This window comes from Acidovorax sp. Leaf160, from assembly GCF_001424265.1.
Taxonomy (GTDB): Bacteria; Pseudomonadota; Gammaproteobacteria; order Burkholderiales; family Burkholderiaceae_C; genus Paracidovorax.
This window is the reverse complement of the sequence record NZ_LMOV01000001.1, coordinates 405920-428688: the sequence shown is the minus strand read 5'-3', so window position 1 is coordinate 428688 and position 22769 is coordinate 405920. Positions and strand designations below refer to the sequence as shown.

The 22769-nt window shown below is 69.6% G+C and carries 20 protein-coding genes; 10 read left to right on the top strand and 10 right to left on the bottom strand.

Annotated elements, in window-relative coordinates; translation table 11 throughout:
- The first annotated feature begins 14 nt into the window (after positions 1 to 14).
- Entirely contained in the window at positions 15 to 1739 is a 1725-nt protein-coding gene (locus ASF94_RS01785) for a hypothetical protein (RefSeq protein WP_156382380.1), read from the top strand.
- Between the two features lie 194 nt (positions 1740 to 1933).
- On the opposite strand, the gene ASF94_RS01780 is transcribed toward ASF94_RS01785, so the two are convergent.
- Positions 1934 to 2425 carry a CZB domain-containing protein gene (locus ASF94_RS01780; RefSeq protein ID WP_056660577.1) on the bottom strand — a complete coding sequence of 164 codons (492 nt, stop codon included), beginning with the start codon at positions 2423 to 2425 and terminating at the stop codon, positions 1934 to 1936.
- Positions 2426 to 2625: 200 nt separating this feature from the next.
- On the opposite strand from ASF94_RS01780, the gene ASF94_RS01775 reads away from it, so the two are divergent.
- From ASF94_RS01775 to ASF94_RS01760, 4 genes are all read left to right on the top strand, one after another.
- A complete protein-coding gene (locus ASF94_RS01775; RefSeq protein WP_056660576.1) occupies positions 2626 to 3660 on the top strand; it encodes an LLM class flavin-dependent oxidoreductase in 1035 nt (344 codons plus the stop codon).
- Between the two features lie 341 nt (positions 3661 to 4001).
- On the top strand, positions 4002 to 5237 hold the full coding sequence (gspF, locus tag ASF94_RS01770; RefSeq protein WP_056660575.1) for a type II secretion system inner membrane protein GspF: 1236 nt from the start codon (positions 4002 to 4004) through the stop codon (positions 5235 to 5237).
- Between the two features lie 52 nt (positions 5238 to 5289).
- Positions 5290 to 6228, top strand: coding sequence for a 5'-nucleotidase (locus ASF94_RS01765; protein ID WP_056660574.1), 939 nt, complete (start codon positions 5290 to 5292; stop codon positions 6226 to 6228).
- Positions 6229 to 6410: 182 nt separating this feature from the next.
- Positions 6411 to 6650, top strand: a complete 240-nt coding sequence (locus tag ASF94_RS01760; RefSeq protein ID WP_369818615.1) for a hypothetical protein — start codon at positions 6411 to 6413, stop codon at positions 6648 to 6650.
- 101 nt (positions 6651 to 6751) lie between these two features.
- On the opposite strand, the gene ASF94_RS01755 is transcribed toward ASF94_RS01760, so the two are convergent.
- The 3 genes from ASF94_RS01755 to ASF94_RS01745 all read right to left on the bottom strand — a co-directional run bounded on the left by ASF94_RS01755 (position 6752) and on the right by ASF94_RS01745 (position 10276).
- Complete coding sequence (locus ASF94_RS01755) at positions 6752 to 7201, bottom strand: hypothetical protein (protein WP_056660570.1); 450 nt, start codon at positions 7199 to 7201, stop codon at positions 6752 to 6754.
- 218 nt (positions 7202 to 7419) lie between these two features.
- Positions 7420 to 7920 (bottom strand): DUF1854 domain-containing protein, encoded by a 501-nt coding sequence (locus tag ASF94_RS01750; protein ID WP_056660567.1) that lies wholly within the window; start codon positions 7918 to 7920, stop codon positions 7420 to 7422.
- Positions 7921 to 7951: 31 nt separating this feature from the next.
- The gene (locus tag ASF94_RS01745; protein ID WP_056660564.1) at positions 7952 to 10276 is read right to left on the bottom strand and encodes an ABC transporter ATP-binding protein; all 2325 of its coding nucleotides are present in this window, start codon (positions 10274 to 10276) and stop codon (positions 7952 to 7954) included.
- A gap of 234 nt (positions 10277 to 10510) precedes the next feature.
- On the opposite strand from ASF94_RS01745, the gene cphA (ASF94_RS01740) reads away from it, so the two are divergent.
- From cphA (ASF94_RS01740) to ASF94_RS01730, 3 genes are all read left to right on the top strand, one after another.
- A complete protein-coding gene (gene cphA, locus ASF94_RS01740; protein WP_056660561.1) occupies positions 10511 to 12727 on the top strand; it encodes a cyanophycin synthetase in 2217 nt (738 codons plus the stop codon).
- Positions 12728 to 12792: 65 nt separating this feature from the next.
- Complete coding sequence (gene cphA, locus ASF94_RS01735) at positions 12793 to 15375, top strand: cyanophycin synthetase (protein WP_056660821.1); 2583 nt, start codon at positions 12793 to 12795, stop codon at positions 15373 to 15375.
- A gap of 34 nt (positions 15376 to 15409) precedes the next feature.
- Positions 15410 to 15913 carry a CreA family protein gene (locus tag ASF94_RS01730; RefSeq protein ID WP_056660558.1) on the top strand — a complete coding sequence of 168 codons (504 nt, stop codon included), beginning with the start codon at positions 15410 to 15412 and terminating at the stop codon, positions 15911 to 15913.
- Positions 15914 to 15937: 24 nt separating this feature from the next.
- Here ASF94_RS01730 and ASF94_RS01725 read toward each other — a convergent pair whose 3' ends face one another.
- Positions 15938 to 16366 carry a GFA family protein gene (locus tag ASF94_RS01725; RefSeq protein ID WP_056660818.1) on the bottom strand — a complete coding sequence of 143 codons (429 nt, stop codon included), beginning with the start codon at positions 16364 to 16366 and terminating at the stop codon, positions 15938 to 15940.
- A 170-nt stretch (positions 16367 to 16536) separates the two neighbouring features.
- On the bottom strand, positions 16537 to 17223 hold the full coding sequence (locus tag ASF94_RS01720; RefSeq protein WP_056660556.1) for a DsbA family oxidoreductase: 687 nt from the start codon (positions 17221 to 17223) through the stop codon (positions 16537 to 16539).
- 175 nt (positions 17224 to 17398) lie between these two features.
- Between ASF94_RS01720 and alkB the strand changes: the two genes are divergently transcribed.
- A complete protein-coding gene (gene alkB, locus ASF94_RS01715; RefSeq protein ID WP_056660554.1) occupies positions 17399 to 18052 on the top strand; it encodes a DNA oxidative demethylase AlkB in 654 nt (217 codons plus the stop codon).
- A gap of 91 nt (positions 18053 to 18143) precedes the next feature.
- Here the strand turns inward: alkB and ASF94_RS01710 are convergent, their stop codons facing one another.
- Positions 18144 to 19061 (bottom strand): transglutaminase family protein, encoded by a 918-nt coding sequence (locus ASF94_RS01710; protein ID WP_056660551.1) that lies wholly within the window; start codon positions 19059 to 19061, stop codon positions 18144 to 18146.
- A 601-nt stretch (positions 19062 to 19662) separates the two neighbouring features.
- On the opposite strand from ASF94_RS01710, the gene ASF94_RS01705 reads away from it, so the two are divergent.
- Positions 19663 to 20037 (top strand): response regulator, encoded by a 375-nt coding sequence (locus ASF94_RS01705; RefSeq protein WP_056660815.1) that lies wholly within the window; start codon positions 19663 to 19665, stop codon positions 20035 to 20037.
- A gap of 56 nt (positions 20038 to 20093) precedes the next feature.
- Here ASF94_RS01705 and ASF94_RS01700 read toward each other — a convergent pair whose 3' ends face one another.
- The 3 genes from ASF94_RS01700 to ASF94_RS01690 are packed head-to-tail and all read right to left on the bottom strand — an operon-like array spanning position 20094 to position 22764.
- The gene (locus ASF94_RS01700; protein ID WP_056660548.1) at positions 20094 to 21272 is read right to left on the bottom strand and encodes a hybrid sensor histidine kinase/response regulator; all 1179 of its coding nucleotides are present in this window, start codon (positions 21270 to 21272) and stop codon (positions 20094 to 20096) included.
- Positions 21269 to 21907, bottom strand: coding sequence for a chemotaxis protein CheB (locus tag ASF94_RS01695; protein WP_056660545.1), 639 nt, complete (start codon positions 21905 to 21907; stop codon positions 21269 to 21271). The genes ASF94_RS01700 and ASF94_RS01695 overlap by 4 nt, the downstream gene beginning before the upstream one ends.
- Positions 21907 to 22764 (bottom strand): protein-glutamate O-methyltransferase CheR, encoded by an 858-nt coding sequence (locus ASF94_RS01690; RefSeq protein WP_056660812.1) that lies wholly within the window; start codon positions 22762 to 22764, stop codon positions 21907 to 21909. Before ASF94_RS01690 ends, ASF94_RS01695 begins: the two co-directional genes overlap by 1 nt.
- Positions 22765 to 22769: the final 5 nt, after the last annotated feature.

Sequence of the window (22769 nt, the reverse complement as noted above, 5' to 3'; positions counted from 1 at the left end):
CGAGAAATCACGCCATGACCACACGCCGCACCTCCCCCTGCCCCTCTCCCTTCCGCGCCGACACGGGCGTGGCCTTCCCGCCGCTCTACAAGAGCCTGTTGGCCGCCGGCGTGTTGAGCCTGCTCGCCGCCTGCGGAGGTGGCGGGGGGGACAACGACACCGCCTCGCCCGCGCCAAGCCCCGCACCTGCTCCCGCACCAGCACCAGCACCAGCCCCCGCTCCGGCGGCACCCGCCGCCATCACGCTGTCCGGTACGGTCGTCATCGATCAGGGGGTCCGGGGCGCCAAGGTCTGCGTGGACTTGAATGCCAACCAGGCCTGCGATGCCTCCGAGCCCCTGTCCGCCGCGACCGGTGCCGACGGCGCCTACACGCTGACCTACCAGCCCACCGACGTCGCGGCCGCCAGCGCCTTCCAGGCGGCAGCGGTGCTGGCGGTGGTGGGCGCGTCGGCAGTGGATGCGGCCGACCCCAACTCGACGGCCACCACGCGCGAATACGTGCTGGCGGCACCCGCCGGCAAGGCGGCCCAGATCTCGCCCCTGACCACCCTGGTGCAGAACGCCGTGGCCAAGGGCCTGTCGCTGGCCGACGCAGAAGCCGCCGTGGCGCAGCAACTGGCCGTGCCGGTGGCCAAGCTCTACGACTACCAGGGCGACCCGCTGTCCTCCGCGGCCGTGCTGCCCGACACGGCCCGCACCGCCGCCCAGGTCACGGCCACGGTGTTCGAATGGGGCGGCGTTGCCACCACCGTGGCCGTCGCGGCCCCCGCCATGCCCGCCGCCACGCTGGCATCGCTGAACTACACCGACGCGCAGAACTACACCTATGCCGTGCGGGAGACAGACGGCGTGGTGGATGCGAACGGCAACGTGCAGCAGTTCGAGCGCCGCGCCGGCCTGGCTGCAGGCACCGCACTCACTGGCGCTCAGCTCTACCCGACGCCAGCATCCGTACAGCTCACCGACAACGGCTGGAACCGCTGCGACGGCACGCCGCCACGCCTGAACACGCGGGGCTCGCCGAGTCGCACCCGGTTCTGCGACGGTGCCACCCGCTTCTACAGCGCGACCTTGGTCGAGCAGGACGTGTCGGGCCGCGCCATGGCCGACGTGGTGGCGCAGATGCAGGTGGGCGACAGCCGGCTGAATGCCGAGGGCGTGACACGCACGCCGGTGGTCACCATGGCGTCCACCACCGCGCTGGGCACCGCCACCTTCCCCGCGGGCTCGACGCTGCGCACCAATGTGAGCGCACAGCTGAACTGGCCGATCCGCATCAACAACACGGCGACCGACTCCCTGGGCAACGGCACGCTGGCCAACCTGGTGGCCACCCGCACGGTAGCCGCCGCCAACCCGGCCACTGCCGCCGGAACCTTGCCGCTGGGCCTGGTGGACTCCACCCACAGCCTGCGGGCCGCGTTCATCGACGGCGGCACCGCCCAGCTGTACCGCTGCGACGCCACGGCACCGAACTACACCGATTCCAGCAACTGCACGCCGCTCGCGCAGAGCGCTTTCACCATCCAGGTCATCGGCGGCGTGAACGTGCTCAAGTTCACCGCCTTCCCGACCACCACGCTGGACAGCACGCGAGGTTATGCCGAATACAACGGCGCGGTCTACCAAACCCGGCAGCAGCGGCCCGCCACCGACGTGAATCAGGTATTGAGTTACGCGCAACGCCTCAACGGCACGGCCTGGGGGGCGCTGAAGGCGCAGCTCGGCCTCCAGTGACAGCGCGCCGCTGGCGTTTGCTGAGAAAAAAATAGCGCCTAGCGCTTGGTTCACAGGCGCCAAGGGCTATTCGGGACCTGCATCAGTCCGCGTGGGCGGGTGTGGGGACAAGAACGACCAGCCAGCCCGGGCCGGCATCCCCGGCCAGAGGCAGGCGTCGCGCAAGCAGCCCGCCTTGGCGTCATGTCCTGCGGTCAGGAGTTGCGCACCAGGCCGCGCCGCAATTCCTTGAGCAGCAGCACCACCTGCGTCGACGCATGGCGGCAGGCCTTGAAGGCCTGCTCGGCCTGGCGGGGCTCGTCAGCGGCGATCAGCGTCAGCATCTCGGCCGCCTGGGTGTGAAAGAAGCGGTTGCGGCGCACCAGCATGTCGAAGGCCGGCAGGTGGCCCAGGGCCTGCTGGCCGCTGCCGCGCAGCCACTGGCCCAGCTCGGAGCAATCCTCGCGCTCGATGACCTCGGGCTGCAACTGCGCATCGACCACGCCGTGCAGCGCCTGTTCGAGCCAGGGCACCCAGCGCGCGTGGCTGGCAATGGCCTGGTCGATGTCCAGGCTGGTCAGCAACTGGGCTGCGGCCCCGGCCGGCAACGCCAGGGCGCTGCTCTCGCCCTGCGGCAACGAAGTCCAGTCGTCCGGCGCCGCGCGGCCGTCGTCGCGGGGCGGAAAGAGCCGGCTGAAGAATCCCATGGCGGTGGAGGTAGAGCGGAGAGGAACGGTGGAAGGGAGGGCGGCGCGCGAGCACTGCACGCGGAATTCTCGGCCGAGCCGATGAATTCTGGGGATTTCATTGATCATAGCTATCGTTTGTTGACAGATGACCGGGCGAGGTCGAGACGGGCTTATTCCTGACCCCAGCACGGAAATGACCCGGCGCCCACAATGGCTGCATGAACTCCATCCCACGACAACCCGCTCTGTCCATGCTCGATCTGGTGGCCGTGCGCGAAGGTGCCACCGTGGCCGACGCGCTGGCGCTGGCCGTGCGCACTGCGCAGCACGTCGAGAGCCTGGGCTTTCGACGCTACTGGATGGCCGAGCACCACAACATGCCGGGCATCGCCAGCTCCGCGACGGCTGTGCTGATCGGCCATGTGGCGGGTGCTACCCGCAGCATCCGCGTCGGCTCGGGCGGCATCATGCTGCCCAACCACGCGCCGCTGGTGGTGGCGGAGGCCTTCGGCACGCTGGCCGAGCTGTACCCCGGCCGCATCGACCTGGGCCTGGGCCGCGCGCCCGGCACCGACGGACCGACCATGCGCGCCCTGCGCCGCGACCGGGTGGAGACGGAAGCCGACTTTCCGCGCGACGTGGCCGAACTGCAACGCCTGTTCGCCCCGGCCCAGCCCGGCCAGCGCATCACGGCCGTGCCGGGCGCGGGCACCGAGGTGCCGATCTGGCTGCTGGGCTCGAGCCTCTTTTCCGCGCAGTTGGCGGCTGAGAAAGGTCTGCCCTACGCCTTCGCATCGCACTTCGCGCCCCGCCTGATGCACGCGGCCATCGACCTCTACCGCCGCCTGTTCCAGCCCTCGGCCACGCTGCAGCGGCCGTACGTGGCCATCGGCGTGCCGGTGATCGCCGCGCCCACCGATGAAGAAGCCGAGTTCCTGGCCAGCAGCACCTACCAGCGCGTGCTGGGCATCCTGACCGGCCAGCGCGGCCTGCTGCGGCCGCCGGTACAGGGCTATGCCCAGTCGCTGCAGCCGCAGGAGCGCGCCGCGATCGGCGACTTCCTCGCAGCCGGCGTGGTGGGCGGTCCCGACACGGTGCGGGAGGGCTTCGCCGAGCTGGCGCGCGCCACCGAGGCGGACGAATTCATCCTGGTGAGCGACGTGTTCGACGGTGACCTGCGCCTGCGCTCGCTGGAGATCGCCGCCCAGGCCCATGCCGCACTGGGCGCACCCGCGGCCGCGGCCCTGGCCTGATCCCGGACGGCGGGTGGACGGTGGGCGGAAGACGGGCGGCACCGGCCCGTCACACGGGCGCCTGGCGGCAGCGGCTACCATCGCAGGCTGATCGCCAGCCCACGGGGCCCTGCCGTTCAGTTGGAAAGATCGTCGAAGCGCGTGGAGAGCCCGCCGCCGTGCTGAGTGTTGGCGCGTCGGAGGCCCTCGCCAACCGTGCGGGCGGGGCCTGACCTGTCTCGCACTGGCCGGAGGCTCCGGCCAGGCCCGCCGTGGCCCGCCGTGGCCCGCCGCACCGACGACCCCATCCAACCGTCCGGTCCAGGACCCCGGGGTGTCTTTCCCTCATCCTCCACGCCCGCATGCCCGCCTTTTCCTTTGAAGCGATCGACGCCCAGGGCCAGCCCCGCAAGGGCACCATCGAGGCCGACTCTCCCAAGGCGGCCCGCAGCCTGTTGCGCGCGCAGGCGCTGGTGCCGCTAGGTGTCGAGCCGCTGGCCTCGTCGGCCCAGGCCCCCGGCGGCGCAGCGCCGGGCCTGGGCGAGCGGCTGCTCACCCGCCCGGTGTTCAACGCATCGGGCCTGGCGATCTGGACGCGGCAGCTCTCGGGCCTGGTGGCATCGGGCCTGCCGCTGGAGCGCGCACTCACTGCGCTGGCCGACGAGGCCGAAGGCGACCGCCAGCGGCATCTGGTGGCCGCGCTGCGGGCCGAGGTCAACGCCGGCTCGACCTTCGCGCGGGCGCTGTCGGGCCATCCGCGCGAGTTCTCCGACATCTACTGCGCCGTGGTGGGCGCGGGTGAATCCAGCGGCAGCCTGGGCCTGGTGCTGGAGCGGCTCGCGGATGACCTGGAAGAGCGCCAGACGCTGCGCGGCAAGCTGATCGGGGCGGCGCTCTACCCGGCCATCGTCACGGTGGTGGCCATCGTCATCGTGCTGTTCCTGGTGGGCTACGTGGTGCCGCAGGTGGCCAGCGTGTTCGCCGGCACCAAGCGCGCCCTGCCGTTCCTCACGGTGGCGATGCTGGCCGTGAGCGACGCCGTGCGGCATTACGGCTGGGCGATGCTCGGCGCTCTGATCCTGATAGCAGTCAGCGGCCGCTACGCCTTGGCCCAGCCCGCTTTTCGCCAGCAGTTCGACGGCTGGTGGCTGACCCTGCCGGTGGTGGGCCGGCTGGCACGCGGCTACAACGCGGCGCGCTTCGCCGGCACGCTGGCCATGCTGGCGGGCGCGGGGGTGCCGATCCTGAAGGCACTGCAGGCCGCTGCCGAAACCTTGAACAACCGCGCTCTGCGGGCCGACGCCATGGACGCGCTGGTGCTGGTGCGCGAGGGTGCGCCGCTGGCATCCGCCCTGGCACAGAAAAAGCGCTTCCCCGGGCTGGTGGCGATGTTCGCGCGGCTGGGCGAACAGACCGGCCAATTGCCCGTGATGCTGCAGCGCGCGGCCATCCAGCTGTCGGCCGAGGTTCAGCGCCGCTCGATGCAGCTGGCCACCATCCTGGAGCCGCTGCTGATCGTGGCCATGGGCCTGATCGTCATGCTGATCGTGCTGGCGGTGCTGATGCCCATCATCCAGCTCAACCAGTTCGTCAAGTAACCCTCCGGCTAAGCGCCGCATCCTTCCTTCTCAGTCTTCAGCTCTCAGCGCCATGGCCCTCCACCTCAACGACAAGCTGGTCGTCGCGATCTCGTCCCGCGCGCTCTTCGACTTCGAGGAGGAGAACCGCATCTTCGACGCGAAGGACCCGCTGCCCTACATGCAGCTGCAGCAGGAGCGCCTGCACGTGCCGGCCAAGCCGGGCGTGGCCTTTCCGCTGGTGCGCAAGCTGCTGGCGTTCAATACGGCGCAGGCGCGGCGGGTGGAGGTGGTGATCCTTTCGCGCAACGACCCGGTGAGTGCGCTGCGCATCTTCCATTCGGCGCAGGACGCCGGCCTGCCGCTGGAGCGGGGCGTGTTCACCCAGGGGCGCGACCCGTTCAAATACCTGCGGCCGCTGGGCGCGCACCTGTTCCTGTCGGCCAACGAGGACGATGTGAGCGAGGCACTGGCGCTGGGCTTTCCTGCCGCGCGGGTGCTCACCCAGTCGGTGGCGGCAGGCGACAACTATCCGGACGAGCTGCGCATCGCCTTCGACGGCGACGCGGTGCTGTTCTCGGACGAGGCCGAACGGGTCTACCAGGCCGAAGGGCTGGCCGCCTTCCAGACCCACGAGATCACCAAGGCGGCGCTGCCCCTGTCCGGCGGGCCGTTCAAGCCGCTGCTGGCGGCGCTGCACCAGCTGCAGCAGCAGGCGGACGTCTCGGGCATGCGGCTGCGCACCGCGCTGGTGACGGCCCGCAGCGCCCCGGCGCACGAACGCGCCATCAACACCCTGATGAAATGGAACCTGGCGGTGGACGAAGCCATGTTCTTGGGCGGGCTGGAAAAAGGCCCGTTCCTGCGCGAGTTCGAACCCGATTTCTTCTTCGACGACCAGACCGGCCATGTGGACTCCGCCGCGCGGCACGTGCCTGCCGGCCATGTGCGCTCCGGCATCTCCAACCCCCTCCGCCGGGCACCCGAGGCACCGGTGGAGGTCCCACGGTGATGCCTTCATTCCCCTGCCCACCGCTCGCCCGCCCTTTCGCTGACTCCAGCCCGGTCGCCCCGTGGCACCGCGCAGTCCTGCTGGGCTGCGTCGCCGCGTCTTTGGCCTGGGGCTCGGGCATCGCCAGCGCGGCCGGGTCGGCTGTTGCCGCACCCGCGCCGGCGGCGCCGGCCAGCGCCCCCATGAGCAAGGGCGAAGCCAAGGCGATTCGCGAATTCAAGATGCTGGACTTCAACGGCGATGGCAAGCTCAGCCGCCAGGAGGTCGCCCTGGTGCCGCGCCTGGCGGGGGCCTTCGACGACGCCGACACCAACCACGACGGCTTCGTGACCCTGGACGAGGTGCGCGCGTTCGCCGTGAAGTACCGCGCCGAGCGGGACCGCGCCAAGGCGGCGGCCGCTGGCACGCCGGCCAAACCCTGACGCCAGATCAGCGCCAAATCGGGCTTCTGCGCCCGTTCAGCAAGGGTTTTGTGCTATTATTTTTATAGCAATCGACCCGGCCGCCGTGCAGCGCATTCCACTCACAGACCGCTGGTGCGCTTGACCTTCGGATCGGCGTAGGTGAGCGGCGTCTTGGGCGTCTGCTGCTCCTGCTGGGCCTGCCGGTCCTGTTGCGACGCCTTGTTGATCTCCTGTGCCAGTTCCACCGCGCTGCCGCTGGCACGCCACATCGACTGGATGAATTCCAGCAGGAGCTTGGAGATGGGCTCCTTCGGCGGCTCTTCTTCCTTGGCTTTTTCCGCCTTCTTCGCCTCGGTCCAGTCCCGGTTGGTCGCCTCGGCCGTGGCCGAGGGCTTGTCCGGGTCGCGCATCTTCGCGCCCTCCCCCAGCCGGTCGGCCGACTCCACCGGCGCGGGCGCGTTCCCGCCGCCGGCACGCGCGGCCGGAATGGCGACGGCAGCCCCGGTGGGGTACAGGTCGGCGCCCTGCGGGCGCCAGCTCGGCGATCGGTCTAGAGAGGGGATGGACATGGCAGCGGGCTCCTCAACATGGCAGCGGTGACGCAGGCGGAGTAACCCCCTTGTCGTACCCTATAACGGCAAACAAAAGGGGAAATTGAGCCCTTTTCTGCCTTTAAGGCCAAAAACCAGGGTTTACCCCTATCTCCGGATTCCACTACAGCGCCCGCAGACACCCCCGCTTGGGTGTCCAGGAAGCCTTCGGCCCGGCGCCAGGCCTGGGGCGGCTGCTACAAAAACCGTTCGAGCAGACGCCGCGACTGGCGGTCGAGCGCCGTCACGTCGGGCACGCGGAACTGCACGCCGTCGCTGGAGGCGATCAGCAGCGAGGTGCGCACGCCCAGGCGGCGGATGTCGTCTTCCGCCTTGAGCACGAGACGTGCTTCGCCCCGGTCGGTATTGACCGTCCAGGTGCTGGGCGTGGAAAAGCTGGAAACCGCCGTGATGCCCTGGATGATGGGCACGAACTCCCGCGAGGCCAGTTCCTCGTCGATCAGCTGGCGCTGCGCGGCGGGCAGGGCATCGAGCCGGGCGATCCAGATGCGCTCGTGGCCGTCCAGCCCCACCAGCGACACGCCTTCGTCGGGCGCGGCGATGGGAAAGGCCCGCACGGGCACCACGCCGGCATGCTCGGAGCCGTCCGGCAGGCGCAGCACCAGCCGGCCGTAGTCGTTGCGTCGCAGCGTGAAACCCGGCGCCGCGTCGGGAAGGGAGGTGGGATGGTTCGTCATGGAGCTGCTTTCGGTTCGTGGGAGACAGGGCTCAGGACTGGCCCGCGGGGTGCGCCGGATGCAGCAGCCCGCTTTCCACGATCACCACGCCGGCGGCCTGGGCGTCTTCCTCCGCCCGACGGGCCTGGGCTTCGTACAGACGCCAGTAGGCGCCTTCCTTGGCCATCAGCTCGTCGTGCGGCCCGACCTCCACCACCTCGCCCCGGTCCATCACCACCAGCCGGTCGGCCTTGCGCAGCGTGGAGAGGCGGTGGGCGATGGCGATGGTGGTGCGGCCCTGCACCAGGTTGTCCAGCGCTTTCTGGATTTCCTTTTCGGTTTCCGTGTCCACGGCCGAGGTGGCCTCGTCCAGGATCAGGATGCGCGGGTCGATCAAGAGCGCGCGGGCGATGCTGATGCGCTGGCGTTCGCCGCCCGACAGCCCCTGGCCGCGCTCGCCCACCAGCGAGTCGTAGCCATGCGGCAGCCGCAAAATGAATTCGTGCGCATGCGCGGCCCGCGCCGCCGCGATGATCTCGGCGCGGGTGGCGCTCGGCTTGCCATAGGCGATGTTCTCGGCGATGGTGCCGAAGAACAGGAACGGCTCCTGCAGCACCAGGCCGATGTGGCTGCGGTAGTCGGCCACGCGCAGGCGGCGCAGGTCCACCCCGTCGACCAGGATGGAGCCCTCGCTCACGTCGTAGAACCGGCTGATCAGGTTGACCAGGGTGCTCTTGCCCGAGCCGCTGTGGCCCACCAGGCCGATCATCTCGCCCGGGCGGATGTCCAGGTTCAGGCCCTTGATGACCGAGCGGCTGCCGTAGCGGAAGCCCACGTTGCGCAGGGTGAGCGCGCCCTGCACCTTCTCCAGCCGGGCGGGCTGCACCGGGTCGGGCACGTTGCTGACGTGGTCCAGGATGTCGAAGATGCGCTTGGCCCCCGCCGCCGCCTTCTGCGTGACCGAGACGATGCGGCTCATCGAGTCGAGCCGGGTGTAGAACCGCCCGATGTAGGCGATGAAGGCCGTCAGCACGCCGACGGTGATCTGGTTGTGCGCCACCAGCCAGATGCCGAAGCCCCAGACCACCAGCAGGCCGATCTCGGTCATCAGCGACACGGTGGGGGTGAACAGCGACCAGGTGCGGTTCAGGCGGTCGTTCACCTCCAGGTTGTGCTGGTTGGCGTCGCGGAAGCGCTGGGCCTCCCGCTTTTCCTGGGCGAAGGCCTTGACCACGCGGATGCCGGGAATGGTGTCGGCCAGCACGTTGGTCACCTCGGACCAGACGCGGTCGATCTTCTCGAAGCCGGTGCGCAGCCGGTCGCGCACGTTGTGGATCAGCCAGGCGATGAACGGCAGCGGCACCAGGGTGACGAGGGCCAGCCAGGGGTTGATCGAGAACAGGATGGCCGCCGTCATCAGGATCATCAGCACGTCGTTGACGAAGTCGAGCGCGTGCAGCGACAGGAAGACGTTGATGCGGTCGGTCTCCGAGCCGATGCGGGCCATCAGGTCGCCCGTGCGCTTGCCGCCGAAGTAGTCGAGCGACAGCTTCAGCAAGTGCTCGTAGGTGGTGGTGCGCAGGTCGGCGCCGATGCGCTCGGATACCAGCGCCAGCGTGTAGGTGCGCGCCCAGCCCAGGCCCCAGGCCAGCAGCGCCGCCGCGAGCAGGCCGCCCAAATACATCGCCACCAGCGTGACCGGGATGGCCTGGCCGTTCTGATAGGGAATGAGGATGTCGTCGACCAGCGGGATGGTCATGTAGGGCGGTACCAGCGTGGCGGCGGTGGACGCCACCGTCAGGGCAAAGCCCGCCGCCAGCTGCTTGCGGTAGGGGCGCGCGAAGCGCCAGAGGCGCAGCAGCACCCAGGTGGAGGTCTGCGGACCCTGCACCCGGGCGCAGGCGGGGCATTCCTCGGTATCGGGCGGCAGCGGGGCGCCGCAGTCCTGGCAGAGGGTGGCCTCCTCGTCCCGCGGGCCGACGGCCGCGCCGGCAGGCAGCGCCACCCGGGCCAGTTGCCGCTCGAACGCCTGCACCAACCGCAGGGCGGCGGTGTGCGCGCCCAGGGTGAAGCGCCAGAGGGCCAGGCGGCGGGTGCCGTCGTGCAGCTCCAGCGTGCCGACGCCGGCATGGTCGATCAGGCGCAGCCCCATGCCGGATTCCAGCGGCCATTCCTGCACCGCGCCGTGCGCGTCCTGTGCCAGCAGGCGGGCGTTGGTCAGCAGCAGCAGGCCCCGCTCGAAGCGCAGGGCAGCGCTCAGGTCAACCTCCAGCTCGGCGAGCACGTTTTCTGAAGGCGCGAGCCTGGCTCGCACTTCGGCCCCCACGGGGCCCGTCATGACACCCGAGGCGTCCACAGGATGGTGATGTTGCTGCATTGTGTTGGTTTCCTGCGCTCCCGCCGGCGCGCCGTCTCGGCCACAGGGCCTGTATCCGATTGTCTCAGGACGCCTGCCGGCGGCGCCATCATGATCACTGCCTAACGCGCCCGTCCTACAAGGCGCTGACACAGCCGGGGAAGACGCCCCGAGTCGGCGCACAATCTCCCCATCGACCCCTCCGTCCGCCGGCCCTGCCGCAGGGCCCCTCCGCATTCCAATCCGCTGCAATCCATGGCGACCTTCAAAGACATCCAACTGCTGCGCATCAACTACCTGCGCGGCCCCAACATCTGGACGTACCGTCCCGTGCTCGAGGTCTGGCTCGACCTGGGCGCCCTGGAGGAATACCCGTCCAACACCCTGCCCGGCTTCAACCAGCGGCTCACGGCCTGGCTGCCGGCGCTGATCGAGCACCACTGCGGCGTGGGCGAGCGCGGCGGGTTCCTGGAGCGGCTGGAGGGCGGCACCTGGTGCGGCCACGTGCTGGAGCACATCGTGATCGAGCTGCTGAACCTGGCGGGCATGCCCACCGGCTTCGGCCAGACGCGATCGACCAGCCAGGCGGGTGTCTACCGCATGGTGTTCCGGGCGCGCGACGAGCGCGTGGCCCGCGTGGCGCTGGAACAGGGCCACGCCCTGATCATGGCCGCCATCAACGACACACCCTTCGACGTGCAGGCCGCCGTGGCGCGGGTGCGCACCGAGGTGGACGACCAGTACCTCGGCCCCAGCACGGCGTGCATCGTCTCGGCCGCCACCGACCGCGGCATTCCGCACATCCGCCTGAACGACGGCAACCTGGTGCAGCTGGGCTACGGCGCTGCGCAGCGCCGCATCTGGACGGCCGAGAGCGAACTCACCAGCGCCATCGCCGAAGGCATCGCCAGCGACAAGGACCTCACCAAGAGCCTGCTGCGCTCCTGCGGCGTGCCGGTGCCCGAGGGCCGGGTGGTGAACAGCCCCGAGGAAGCCTGGGAAGCGGCCGAGGACATCGGCCTGCCGGTGGTGGTCAAGCCCTCCGACGGCAACCATGGCCGCGGCGTGACGCTCGACCTGCGCAAGAAGGAAGACATCGAGGCCGCCTACCACGTGGCCTACCCCGAGGGCAGCGACGTGATGGTCGAGCGCTTCATCCCCGGCGACGAGCACCGCGTGCTGGTGGTGGGCGGCAAGGTGGTGGCAGTGGCGCGGGGCGAGGTGGTCAGCATCACTGGCAACGGCCGCTCCACGGTGCGCGAACTGATCGACAGCCAGCTCAATTCCGACCCCCGGCGCGGCTACGAGGAAGAGTATCCGCTCGAGATCATCGACGTGGCGACCGACGCCAAGGTGCAGCTCGAACTCAAGCGCCAGGACCTCGCTGCCGACTCCGTGCCCGCCGCCGGCCGGCAGATCGTGGTGCAGCGCAACGGCAACGTGGCGGTGGACTGCACCGACGACGTGCATCCCGAGGTCGCCTACATCGCCCAGCTGGCGGCGCGCGTGGTCGGGCTCGACATCGCCGGCATCGACATGGTGGCGACCGACATCTCCCGCCCGCTGCGCGAGCAGAACGGCGCCATCGTTGAAGTCAACGCCGGCCCGGGCCTGCTGATGCACCTGAAGCCCGCCATCGGCGCGCCGCGCCCGGTGGGCCAGGCGATTGCCGACCACCTGTTCCCCTCGGCCGAAGCCGACGACGGCCGCCAGAGCGCCGGACGCATTCCCCTGGTGGGCGTGGCCGGCACGCGCGGCACCAGCACCATCGCCCGCGTGGTGGGCTGGCTGATGCACCTGGGCGGCCACCACACGGGTCTGGCCTGCCGTGAAGGCCTCTACCTGGACCGCCGCTGCGTGGACACCGGCGACAGCGCCCACTGGGAAGCCGCCCACCGCCTGCTGATGAACCAGATGGTGCAGGCCGCGGTGATCGAGAACGATGCCCGCACCATCCTGCGCGACGGCCTGGCCTACGACCGCTGCCAGGTGGGCGTGGTGACCGACATGGACGGCCTGGACACGCTCGCCGAATTCGACGTGCATGAGCAGTCGCAGATGTACAAGGTGCTGCGCACGCAGGTGGACGTGGTGCTGCCGGGCGGCGCCGCGGTGCTCAACGCCGCCGAGCCGCAGGTGCTGGAACTGGCCGAGCTCTGCGACGGCAGCGTGGTGCTGTATGCGCAGGACGGCACGCTGCCCGCGCTGGCTGCCCACCGCGCCGACAGCGCCGGCCGCGCCGTGTTCGTGAAGAACGGCCAGGTGGTGCTGGCGACCGGCACGGCCGAGCACGCGCTGGGCGCGGTGGCCGACCTGACCTTCGGCCGCAACGCCGTCGCCACGGACACCGACACGCTGCTGGCCATCGTCGCCACGGCCTGGGCGATGGACATCGCGCCCGATCTGATCGGTGCCGGCATCAAGACCTTCGAGCCCGAGACGCCGTGCACCGCCGCGGCTGCCACGCGCTGAGCGCCAGGCGCCACCGCACCTTCGACTTTTCGACCGCGAACGAACCCAAGAAAGACCGATTCGTCATGGACGTATCCCGCACCCGGGCCCTGCGCGGCCCCAACCTCTGGAGCCGCCACACCTCCATCGAGGCCATCGTTACCTGCGCCGAGAACGAGCGCGCCATGCACCAGATCGCCGGCTTCGAGAGCCGCCTGCGGGCGCTGTTCCCGGCAGTGGGCGCGCTGCATGCCGAGAACACCGACGCCGACATCTCCCTGGCGCACGTGCTGCAGGCCGCCGCGCTGGCGCTGCAGGCGCAGGCCGGCTGCCCGGTGAGTTTCAGCCGCACCACCGCCACCACCGATGCGGGCGTGTACCAGGTGGTCGTCGAATACAGCGAGGAAGCGGTGGGCAGACAGGCCTTCGAGGACGCCCAGGCGCTGATCGCCGCGGCGCTGGCCGGCACCCATTTCGACGCCGATGCCGCCGTGGCGCGCCTGCGCGAGCTGGACGAAGACGAGCGGCTGGGTCCCAGCACCGGCTCCATCGTCGATGCCGCCGTGGCCCGAGGCATCCCCTACCGGCGGCTGACGCGCGGCAGCCTGGTGCAGCTGGGCTGGGGCTCGAAGCAGCGCCGCATCCAGGCGGCGGAGATCGACTCCACCAGCGCCGTGGCCGAATCCATCGCGCAGGACAAGGACCTGACCAAGCGCCTGCTGCACGCGGCCGGTGTTCCCGTGCCGCTGGGCGCCCCGGTGGACACCCCCGACGAAGCCTGGGAAGTCGCCCTGAAGGTGGGCCTGCCGGTGGTCGTCAAGCCGCAGGACGGCAACCAGGGCAAGGGCGTGACGGTGAACATCACCGACCGCGCGCAGCTGGAGGAAGCCTTTCGCACGGCGGCCGAATACGGCACGGTGATGGTCGAGCGCTTCCTGCCCGGCCACGACTTCCGCCTGCTGGTGGTGGGCGACCAGCTGGTGGCGGCCGCCCGCCGCGAGCCGCCCCAGGTGCTGGGCGACGGCGAGCGGTCGGTGCGCGACCTGGTGCACCTGGTCAACCTCGACCCGCGCCGGGGCGAGGGCCACGCCACCTCGCTCACCAAGATCCGGCTGGACGACATCGCCGTCGCACGCCTGGCCATGCAGGGCCTGACGCCCGAATCGGTGCCGGCCAAGGGACAGCGCGTCATCCTGCGCAACAACGCCAACCTGTCCACCGGCGGCACCGCCACCGACGTGACCGACGACGTGCACCCCGACGTGGCGGCCCGTGCGATCGCGGCCGCCCAGATGGTCGGCCTGCACATCTGCGGCGTGGACATGGTGGCCGAAACCGTGCTGCAGCCGCTGGAGACGCAAGGCGGCGGCTTCGTCGAGGTCAACGCCGCCCCCGGCCTGCGCATGCACTTGACGCCCAGCTACGGCAAGCCCCGGAACGTGGGCCAGGCCATGGTGGACAAGCTCTACGCGCACGGCCAGGACGGCCGCATTCCCACCGTCGCCATCACCGGCACCAACGGCAAGACCACCACGGCACGCCTGATGGCCCACCTGTTCTCGGCCCAAGGCCTGCGGGTCGGCATGACCAACACCGATGGCGTCTACGTCAACGGCCACCAGATCGACTCCGGCGACTGCTCCGGGCCCAAGAGCGCCCGCAACGTGCTGCTGCACCCCGAGGTGGACGCGGCCGTGTTCGAGACCGCGCGCGGCGGCATCCTGCGCGAGGGCCTGGGCTTCGACCGCTGCTCGGTGGCCGTGGTGACCAACATCGGCGCGGGCGACCACCTCGGCATGAACTACATCAACACCGTGGAGGACCTGGCCCTGGTCAAGCGGGTGATCGTGCAGAACGTCGCGCCCGACGGCTATGCCGTGCTCAACGCCACCGACCCGGTGGTTGCCGCCATGGCCTCGGCCACCACGGCCAAGGTGATCTACTTCGCCAGCGACCGCCACCACCCGGTGATGGCCACGCACCGCGCGCAGGGGCACCGCTCGGTGTATGTGGACGGCGACTCCATCGTCGCGGCCGAAGGCTCCTGGCGCGAGACCATCCACCTGCGCGACGTGCCGATCACGCAGGGCGGCAAGCTGGGCTTCCAGGTCGAGAACGTGATGGCCGCCGTGGCCGCTGCCTGGGGCGTGAACCTGCCGTGGCAGACCATCCGCCGCGGACTGTCGGGCTTCGTGAACGACAGCGACAACGCGCCTGGCCGCTTCAACATCATGGACTTCCGCGGCGCCACCGTCATCGCCGACTACGGCCACAACCCCGACGCCATGCGCGCCCTGGTGCAGGCCGTGGAGGCCCTGCCTGCCAAGCGCCGCAGCGTGGTCATCAGCGGCGCGGGCGACCGGCGCGACGAAGACATCCGCGAACAGACCGCCATACTGGGCCAGGCGTTCGACGACGTGCTGCTCTATCAGGACGCCGCGCAGCGCGGCCGGGCCGACGGCGAGGTGATGGCGCTGCTGCGCGAAGGCCTGGCCGGCGCGGCGCGCACCACGCACGTGGAAGAGATCCGCGGCGAATTTGTCGCCATCGACACCGCGCTGGAGCGCCTGCAGCCGGGCGACCTGTGCCTGGTGCTGGTGGACCAGGTCGAAGAAGCGCTGGCCCACCTGGCCCGCCGCTGTGCCGAAGCTCCCTCCGAAACCGCTTGACAGGCCGGCATCCCGCATGACACCCCCAACCACCATGACCCGCGACCCATTCCGCACGACGCGGCGCATCGGCGTGCTGCTGGCCCTGTCCGGCGCCGCGCTGTCGGCCCAGGCCGCGGCGGACACCATCGGCACCGTGGACACGGCCTTCAAGCTGCTCGGCCGCGACCACGACATCATCGTGGAGGCGTATGACGATCCTGCCGTGCAGGGCGTGACCTGCTATGTCTCGCGCGCCCGCACCGGCGGCATCAAGGGATCGCTGGGCCTGGCCGAAGACAAGTCCGAAGCCTCCATCGCCTGCCGCCAGACCGGGCCGCTCGGCTTCGCCAAGGCGCCGCTCAAGAAGCAGGAGGAGGTGTTCAGCGAGCGCACGTCCATCCTGTTCAAGCGGCTGCGCGTGGTGCGCATGGTGGATTCGACGCGCAACACGTTGATCTACCTGAGCTATTCCGACCGGCTGATCGACGGTTCGCCACAGAACAGCGTCACCGCCGTGCCGGTGGACCGGGCCACGCCGATTCCGGTGGGCAAATAAGGGGGTGCCGGCGGGGCCGGCGCTTCACGGCCCGGCTGAGGCGATCATCGCCATGAACTCAGGGCCGGTCATGTTCCTGGTCGGTTCGGCAAACGAGTAGCTGGCGGGTTTCTCGTCCACGAAAATCTGCGACACCAGTGCGAAGGCCGAGGGGTCGTCGAAGGCCTGCACCGAGACGGCATGGTGCGCACCGTCCTTCGAACGCCAGAACAGCGTGCTGCCGCACTGCCTGCAGAAGCACCGCTCCCCCCATTCGGAGGATGGGTACACGCCCAGGTGCTCCGGGTTCTCGACGGCAACGCCCTGGCACTCCACCGCGAGGAACACACCGCCCGACCAGCGGCGGCACATCGAACAATGGCAGGCGCCCATCTCGCGGGCGCGGATCGTCGCGCGCAAGCGCACGGCGCCGCACAGGCATCGCCCGGGCTCTTCGGTAGTTGCTGCGTTCATGTCCTGGCTCCTCCTCTGTTGCAGTGCCCGCATGAGCCCGGGGGGCGCAGGAAGCGGGAGCAGCAGCAGGCGTCGTCGCCGCCCGTGCGCGCCCTCCGGCCTGCACCGAGGCATGCGTTGTCAGGCGTCGATGGTATCCAGGGCCTGCCAGGCGGCAAGCCCCGTCCGGCTCACCCCTGTGCGGCGATCTGCCGCAGCGCCTGCTCGAACACCTCGACCGGCTGGCCGCCCTGGATCAGATGGCGCTCGTTGATGATGATGGCGGGCACCGAGTGGATGCCATGCTGCTGGTAGAACGCCTCGCGCTCGCGCACGGCGTCGGCGAACTCATCGGAGGCCAGCACCGCTCGCGCCCTCTCCACGTCCAGCCCCACCGTGCCTGCCAGCCGCAGCAGCACGCCGTGGTCGCCAGGGTTGTGGCCTTCGGTGAAATACGCAGTGAACAGCGCGTGCTTGAGCGCCGCCTGGGCTCCAGCGGCGCCCTCTTCCCCGGCCCAGTGCAGCAGCCGATGCGCGTCGAAGGTGTTGTAGATGCGGCTGCGCTGGTCCATGCGGAACGGAAAACCCAGCGCCGCGCCGCGCTGGGTGATGGCGTCGCGGTTCTGCTGCGACTGCTCGGGCGTGGCGCCGTACTTTTCCTGCAGGTGTTCGCCGATGTCCTGCCCCTCCGGGCCCATGTGCGGGTTCAGCTCGAACGGCTGGAAGTGCAGGTCGAGCGCCACTTCGTCCTTCAGGCGGCCGGCCGCCTGCTCCAGCGCCTGCAGGCCGATGATGCACCAGGGGCAGGAGACGTCGGAGACGAAGTCGACCTTCAGCGATCGGGGTGCGGCGGGTTGAGAGGGGCTGGCAGCGGTCATGGCAGACGTCGTGAAAGGTGAATGCGAAACTGGCATGGTAGGCGCAATGCCGTGGCCCTGTGGGCCGCACTGCCATCTCCAGACGGCGGCCCGCTTCCGGCATGACACCTACCTGCACCACGCCGCCCGCCCCAAGCACCCCGCTCACCCCGCTCACCCCGCTCACCCACATTGCATGACTGACGATCTGTTCTCGAACGACCCGCAAGCCCCGCAGGCGCTGCCGCTGGGGCGGCATGCCACCCTGCTCCGGGGGTTCGCGCTCACGGCCGTGCCGGCCTTGCTGAAAGGCGTGGACCGTGCCGCGGCAGCCGCGCCGTGGCGCCACATGGAAACTCCCGGCGGACGGCGCATGGGAGTGGCGACCACCAACGCCGGCGCCCTGGGTTGGGTGAGCGACCGGCGCGGCTACCGCTATCAAGCCACCGACCCCCTGAGCGGAGCAGCCTGGTCGCCGCTGCCAGCGGCTTTTGCGGCGCTCGCCACCGCAGCGGCGGCCGAAGCCGGGCTGGGCGGCGGTTTCGTTCCCGACGCCTGCCCGATCAACCGCTACACCCCGGGCATCCGCCTGTCGTTGCACCAGGACCGCGACGAACAGGACCTGGGGGCACCCATCGTGTCGGTGTCACTGGGACTTCCCGCCACCTTTCTCTGGGGCGGCCATGCACGTGGCGATGCCGTGCAGCGGGTGCCGCTGGCGCACGGCGACGTCGTGGTGTGGGGAGGGGAAGACCGGCTGCGCTTTCACGGCGTGGCGCCGGTCGCGGAGGGCACCCACGCGCTCACGGGGCCTTGCCGCATCAACCTCACCTTCCGCAAGGCGGGGTGAGGCGGGGTGAGGCGGGCTGCTGCAGTCCTGCATGCGATGGCCGATCGCTCTTGATCCAGGAGCGCCCGGGCCAAGCCACGCCGGGGCGCAGTTACTGTGCCTGGCGCCGGTCCTGCTGAGGCGACGGGCCGTCGGTGGACAGGGCCAGCGAGGAATGGTGCGGCAGCTCGAAGCCGCGTGCCGGGTCCTGCACGGCCCAGGCCCGGATCTTTGGCGCCTCGGTGCCCACGTTGCCGAAGATGGTGGCGAACGCCACGTCGGCCGCATCGCGGCCGGTGGCCATGCGGATCATGCCCATCGGGATGGCGGTGCCGGACGGATCGAAGAGATACCAGCGGCCACCCAGATACGCTTCGACGTAAGCGTGGAAGTCCGGCGGGCCCAGGGCCGGATCGGCGCCGTAGTCGGTACCGGTGACGAAGCGCGCGGGAATGTTCAGCGCGCGGCACAGGGCGATCATGAGATGCGCGAAGTCGCGGCACACGCCCACGCGTTGCACGAACGTGTCCAGCGCCGAGGTGGTGGAGTTGGAGGTGTTGGAGCGGAACTCCACGTGGGCGTGAACCCAGTCGCGGATCGCCTGTACCCGGCTGTAGCCCTGCCACAGGTGGCCGAACTCGCGGAAGGCCAGCGTGGCCAGCTGGTCGGACTGGCAGTAACGGCTGGGGTAGAGGTACTGCAGTGTCTCGTTGGGCAGTTGGGAAACAGGCACCTCGGGAATGCGCGCCGGGTCGGCGACATCATGGTGCATGTCCACGGTGGCGGCATAGGCCACGTTCAGCGGGCCGGGTTCGGCGTTCAGCCGCAGGCAGCGGGTGCCGGTGGTCGGGTCGGTCGAGAGATTCGTCACCACGGGAGGGGCGCCATTGCCCCGTCCCTGCGTGACCGACAGCGTCTCGTCCTGCACGGACTGATGGCCGGTGTGCGCCGCATGGAAGTTGAAAATGAAATCGCCGCCGGGAGCGTTCACGGTGTAGGCGAGATCGACCTGCAGTTTGATTCTGATCATGGGACGAGCGTTTTCAGTCATCGCCGGGGCCATGCAAGACGCACGCCACCACGGCCTCACGTCAGTATCACGCCGACGGCATGGGAAAGCTGTCGGCAAACACCGCACCCGAGCGCAAGCCGCCAGACACCGCAGGAAAGCGCTCAGCGCCGTTGTCCTACAAGCCCATCGGACGAAGACGCAGAAGATCGCGGCACCCTCAGCCAGCCAGCGTGGCTGCCGGAAAACATCGACGGTGCGTTCGGTGCCGGCGGCACCGCTGCCTGCCCCCCGAACATTCGTCCTCTCATTCGTCCTCTTCTCGGAAGGCCCGTCGCCATGGCATCCCGCCACTGCTCTCCTGCGCGCCCATTGCGGGCCAAGGCCTGCGGACGTGGGCGATTCTCTGGCACGGCAGGTCCTTTCAGCATTCAGCGGGCCACAACCCATGCAAGCCGATAACCATTCGGCGTCCGCTCGTGCGGCGGATGCGCGCCTGCTGGCTGCGCAAGCTTCCAACGCATCGCCTTTCTCCACCCCTATCGAGGACAACCGCCTGACTTCATCGCTGATCGCCACCGACGCCGCCGACACCATCGCCTTCCATCCCTGCAGGTCCGCATTGCGCATCCTCTATGTGGAGGACAACTGCGAACTGCGGGAAGCCATGGGCATGCTGCTGGAGAGCGACGAGCGCCAGGTGACCGTGTGCGCCACCGCAGAAGAAGCGCTGCAGCACGATGCGCGGGAGCCTTTCGACCTGGTGATCACCGATGTCACCCTGCCCGGCATGACGGGCACCGATCTGGCGCGCTGCCTGCTGGGCAAGCACCCCGCGCGGTGGCTCGTCCTGTGCTCGGGCTATCAGTTTGCCCAGGAAGGCGCCACCGCCCTGGGACCGAATGTGCGCGCCCTGCTCAAGCCGTTCGACATGGACGAGCTGGAAATGCTGCTGGACGAAGTAGAGGCCGGCCTACAGGCCACACGCCTCTCCTGAACACGCCCCGCCTCGGCGCAGCGGGCGGTGGATGCACCGCCCCTGGCCAGCCTGCTTCACTTTTGCAGTTCTGAAAAGCCTGGAGCTTCCGTAGGCGGGCCGCCGCGCGGCAGCCGCACCTGGAACACGGTGCGCCCCCCTTCGGACGCCGCCTCGATCTGCCCGCCGTGGCCGTGCACGATCTGCTGCACGATGTAGAGCCCCAGGCCAAGGCCCTTGTGCTGGCCCGGCGCCGCCTGCGTGCTGCCCCGGAACGGATCGAACAGATGGGGCAGCAGGGCGGCCGGGATGCTGCCGCCGTTGGACGTGCTCAACACCACTTCGCAGGGTGCGGTGCCGTCCAGGTACAGCTGCACCGGCTGGTCGGGCGTGCCGTGGTGGATCGCATTGCCCAGCAGGTTGCCCAGCACCTGGCAGAGCCGGTCGATATCCCACCACCCCTGCAGGTCGCCCTGCTGGCTCATCTCGATCACGCGCGCCGGGTGCGCGTCGCGCAATTCCTGCACCGTGCGCTGGGCCGCGGCCGCCAGGTCGGCTTGCGTGCCGGTCTGCATCACCAGGCCGCCGGCCTGCCGCGCACGGGTCACGTCCAGCAGATCCTCGATCATGCGGCTCATGCGCCTGCCGCTTGCCTGGATCTTGCTGCCCAGCAGCGGCACCTTTTCGGCGTCGATGGACCGCTGCAGCACCACGGCCGAGGCCAGGATGGCGCTCAGGGGCCCGCGCAGGTCGTGGCTCAGCACGGCCATGAACATGTCGTTGATGCGCAGCGCCTCGGTCCGCTCCTGCAGCTCGAAGGCCAGCGCCTGCTTCTGCCGCTGCAGCTCGAAGAACACGTTGGCCTTGTTGATCAGCATGTGCGGATCGATGGGCTTGTAGAGGAAATCGACCGCGCCGGATTCATAGCCCTTGAACTGCCAGTTCTGGTCGCGCGAGCCGGCCGTCATGAAGATGAGCGGGACATGGCGGGTGCGCTCGCTGCCGCGGATGAGTTCGGCCAGTTCGAACCCATTCATCTCCGGCATCTGCACGTCCAGCAGCGCCAGTGCCACATCGGTGTGCTGCAGCAGCAGCTCCAGCGCCTCGGGCCCCGAGGCCGCGCGCAGGATCTCCACGCCATCGCGGCGCAGCAAGGCCTCCAGCGCGATCAGGTTCTCCTCGACGTCGTCGACGATGAGGCACTTCACGCAGCTGTTCAGCGGCGCGCCTCGAGGAGAGGAAGGGGCAAGAATCACAGTTGTCTCCCGGAATGCCATTGCTGCAACAGCGCCGCCATGGCGTCTGGCGGCAGGACATGGTCTGGTTGCATCCGCGCCAGGGCGGCTTCGGGCATGAAGGACATGAGGCAGCTGGCGGGCGATTGCACCAGCGTCGCGCCGCCGGCGGCCTGCACGGCCGCCAGGCCCTGCGCACCGTCGGCATTGGCGCCCGACAGCAGGATGGCCAGCAGCCGGTCGCCACAGGCGTCGGCCGCCGACTCGAACAGCACGTCGATGGACGGCCGCGAAAAATGCACCGGGTCATCCACCGACAGCGCGAGGGTGGGCCCGGCGTCCAGCAGTACGTGGTAGTCGGGCGGCGCGAAATACACCGTGCCCGGCTCCAGCGGTTCCTTGTCGTGCGCGTCGCGCAGCGCCAGTGCGCAGCGCGGCTCGAAGATCCTGCGCAGCAGGCTGGGCTTTTCACGGGGCAGATGCACCACCACCACGATGGCCGCCCGCAGGCTGGCCGGCAAGGCCTCCAGCAGCACCGCCAGCGCGTCGATGCTGCCCGCCGACCCGCCGATCACCACCGTCTCGAACCGCCGCTGCCGCGAGGCCCCGGGCTGCGGCTGCGTACCTGTCTGCGCCTGCGTCCCTGTCTGTGCCATCACAGCCCGGCCTTCTTGCGGTAGACGCGCTCTTCCGGCGCGAATTCGTCGAAGGCCGGCGCCTGCGTGGAAAAACGCAGCGACTCCTTGGACCCCAGGCCGAGAAAGCCCTTGTGGCACAGCGCATCGCAAAACAGCGACAGTGCCCGGTTCTGCAGATCGCGGTCGAAGTAGATCAGCACGTTGCGGCAGGACACCAGGTGCACTTCGGCAAAGACGCTGTCGGTCGCCAGGCTGTGGTCCGAGAACACGATGTGCCGGCGCAGGGTCTTGTCGATCATCATGCGGCCGTACGCAGCCGTGTAGTGATCCGACAGCGAACCCCGCCCACCCGAGCGGGCGTGGTTCTCGGTGAAGCCCCGCGCCCGGTCGATGTCGTACACGCCCGCCTCGGCCTTCTGCAGCGCCGTGGCGTTGATGTCGGTGGCATAGATCAGGGTGCGCTCCAGCAGCCCCTCCTCGCGCAGCAGGATCGCGAGTGAATACACCTCCTCGCCGGTGCTGCAGCCCGCGACCCAGATCTTGAGCGAGGGATAGGTGCGCAGGATGGGCACCACCGTCTCGCGCAGGGCGCGGAAATACGGCGGGTCGCGGAACATCTCGCTGACCTGCACGGTGAGGTACTCCAGCATCGCCGGAAACACCTCGGGTTCGTGCAGCACCAGATGCTGCAGCTGCGACAGCGTGCGGCACTGGAAACGCGTCAGCGCCGTCTGCAGCCGCCGCTTCAGCGAGGCCTGGGCATAGCCGCGGAAATCGTAGTGGTAGCGGTGGTAGATCGCCTCGACCAGCAACTGCTGCTCGATATCGAAGGTCTTCTTGCGGTGCGGCGCCGATACCGACGCCGATGCCGACACCAACA

Coding starts and splice junctions, on each gene's coding strand:
- ASF94_RS01750 (WP_056660567.1), bottom strand. CDS start 7,920: ATGACGAACCATCCCACCTCCCTTCCCGACGCGGCGCCGGGTTTCACG.
- ASF94_RS01710 (WP_056660551.1), bottom strand. CDS start 19,061: ATGATCAGAATCAAACTGCAGGTCGATCTCGCCTACACCGTGAACGCT.
- ASF94_RS01760 (WP_369818615.1), top strand. CDS start 6,411: ATGAGCAAGGGCGAAGCCAAGGCGATTCGCGAATTCAAGATGCTGGAC.
- ASF94_RS01755 (WP_056660570.1), bottom strand. CDS start 7,201: ATGTCCATCCCCTCTCTAGACCGATCGCCGAGCTGGCGCCCGCAGGGC.
- ASF94_RS01725 (WP_056660818.1), bottom strand. CDS start 16,366: ATGAACGCAGCAACTACCGAAGAGCCCGGGCGATGCCTGTGCGGCGCC.
- ASF94_RS01775 (WP_056660576.1), top strand. CDS start 2,626: ATGAACTCCATCCCACGACAACCCGCTCTGTCCATGCTCGATCTGGTG.
- ASF94_RS01765 (WP_056660574.1), top strand. CDS start 5,290: ATGGCCCTCCACCTCAACGACAAGCTGGTCGTCGCGATCTCGTCCCGC.
- ASF94_RS01745 (WP_056660564.1), bottom strand. CDS start 10,276: ATGCAGCAACATCACCATCCTGTGGACGCCTCGGGTGTCATGACGGGC.
- cphA (WP_056660561.1), top strand. CDS start 10,511: ATGGCGACCTTCAAAGACATCCAACTGCTGCGCATCAACTACCTGCGC.
- gspF (WP_056660575.1), top strand. CDS start 4,002: ATGCCCGCCTTTTCCTTTGAAGCGATCGACGCCCAGGGCCAGCCCCGC.
- alkB (WP_056660554.1), top strand. CDS start 17,399: ATGACTGACGATCTGTTCTCGAACGACCCGCAAGCCCCGCAGGCGCTG.
- ASF94_RS01695 (WP_056660545.1), bottom strand. CDS start 21,907: ATGGCACAGACAGGGACGCAGGCGCAGACAGGTACGCAGCCGCAGCCC.
- cphA (WP_056660821.1), top strand. CDS start 12,793: ATGGACGTATCCCGCACCCGGGCCCTGCGCGGCCCCAACCTCTGGAGC.
- ASF94_RS01720 (WP_056660556.1), bottom strand. CDS start 17,223: ATGACCGCTGCCAGCCCCTCTCAACCCGCCGCACCCCGATCGCTGAAG.
- ASF94_RS01785 (WP_156382380.1), top strand. CDS start 15: ATGACCACACGCCGCACCTCCCCCTGCCCCTCTCCCTTCCGCGCCGAC.
- ASF94_RS01730 (WP_056660558.1), top strand. CDS start 15,410: ATGACCCGCGACCCATTCCGCACGACGCGGCGCATCGGCGTGCTGCTG.
- ASF94_RS01780 (WP_056660577.1), bottom strand. CDS start 2,425: ATGGGATTCTTCAGCCGGCTCTTTCCGCCCCGCGACGACGGCCGCGCG.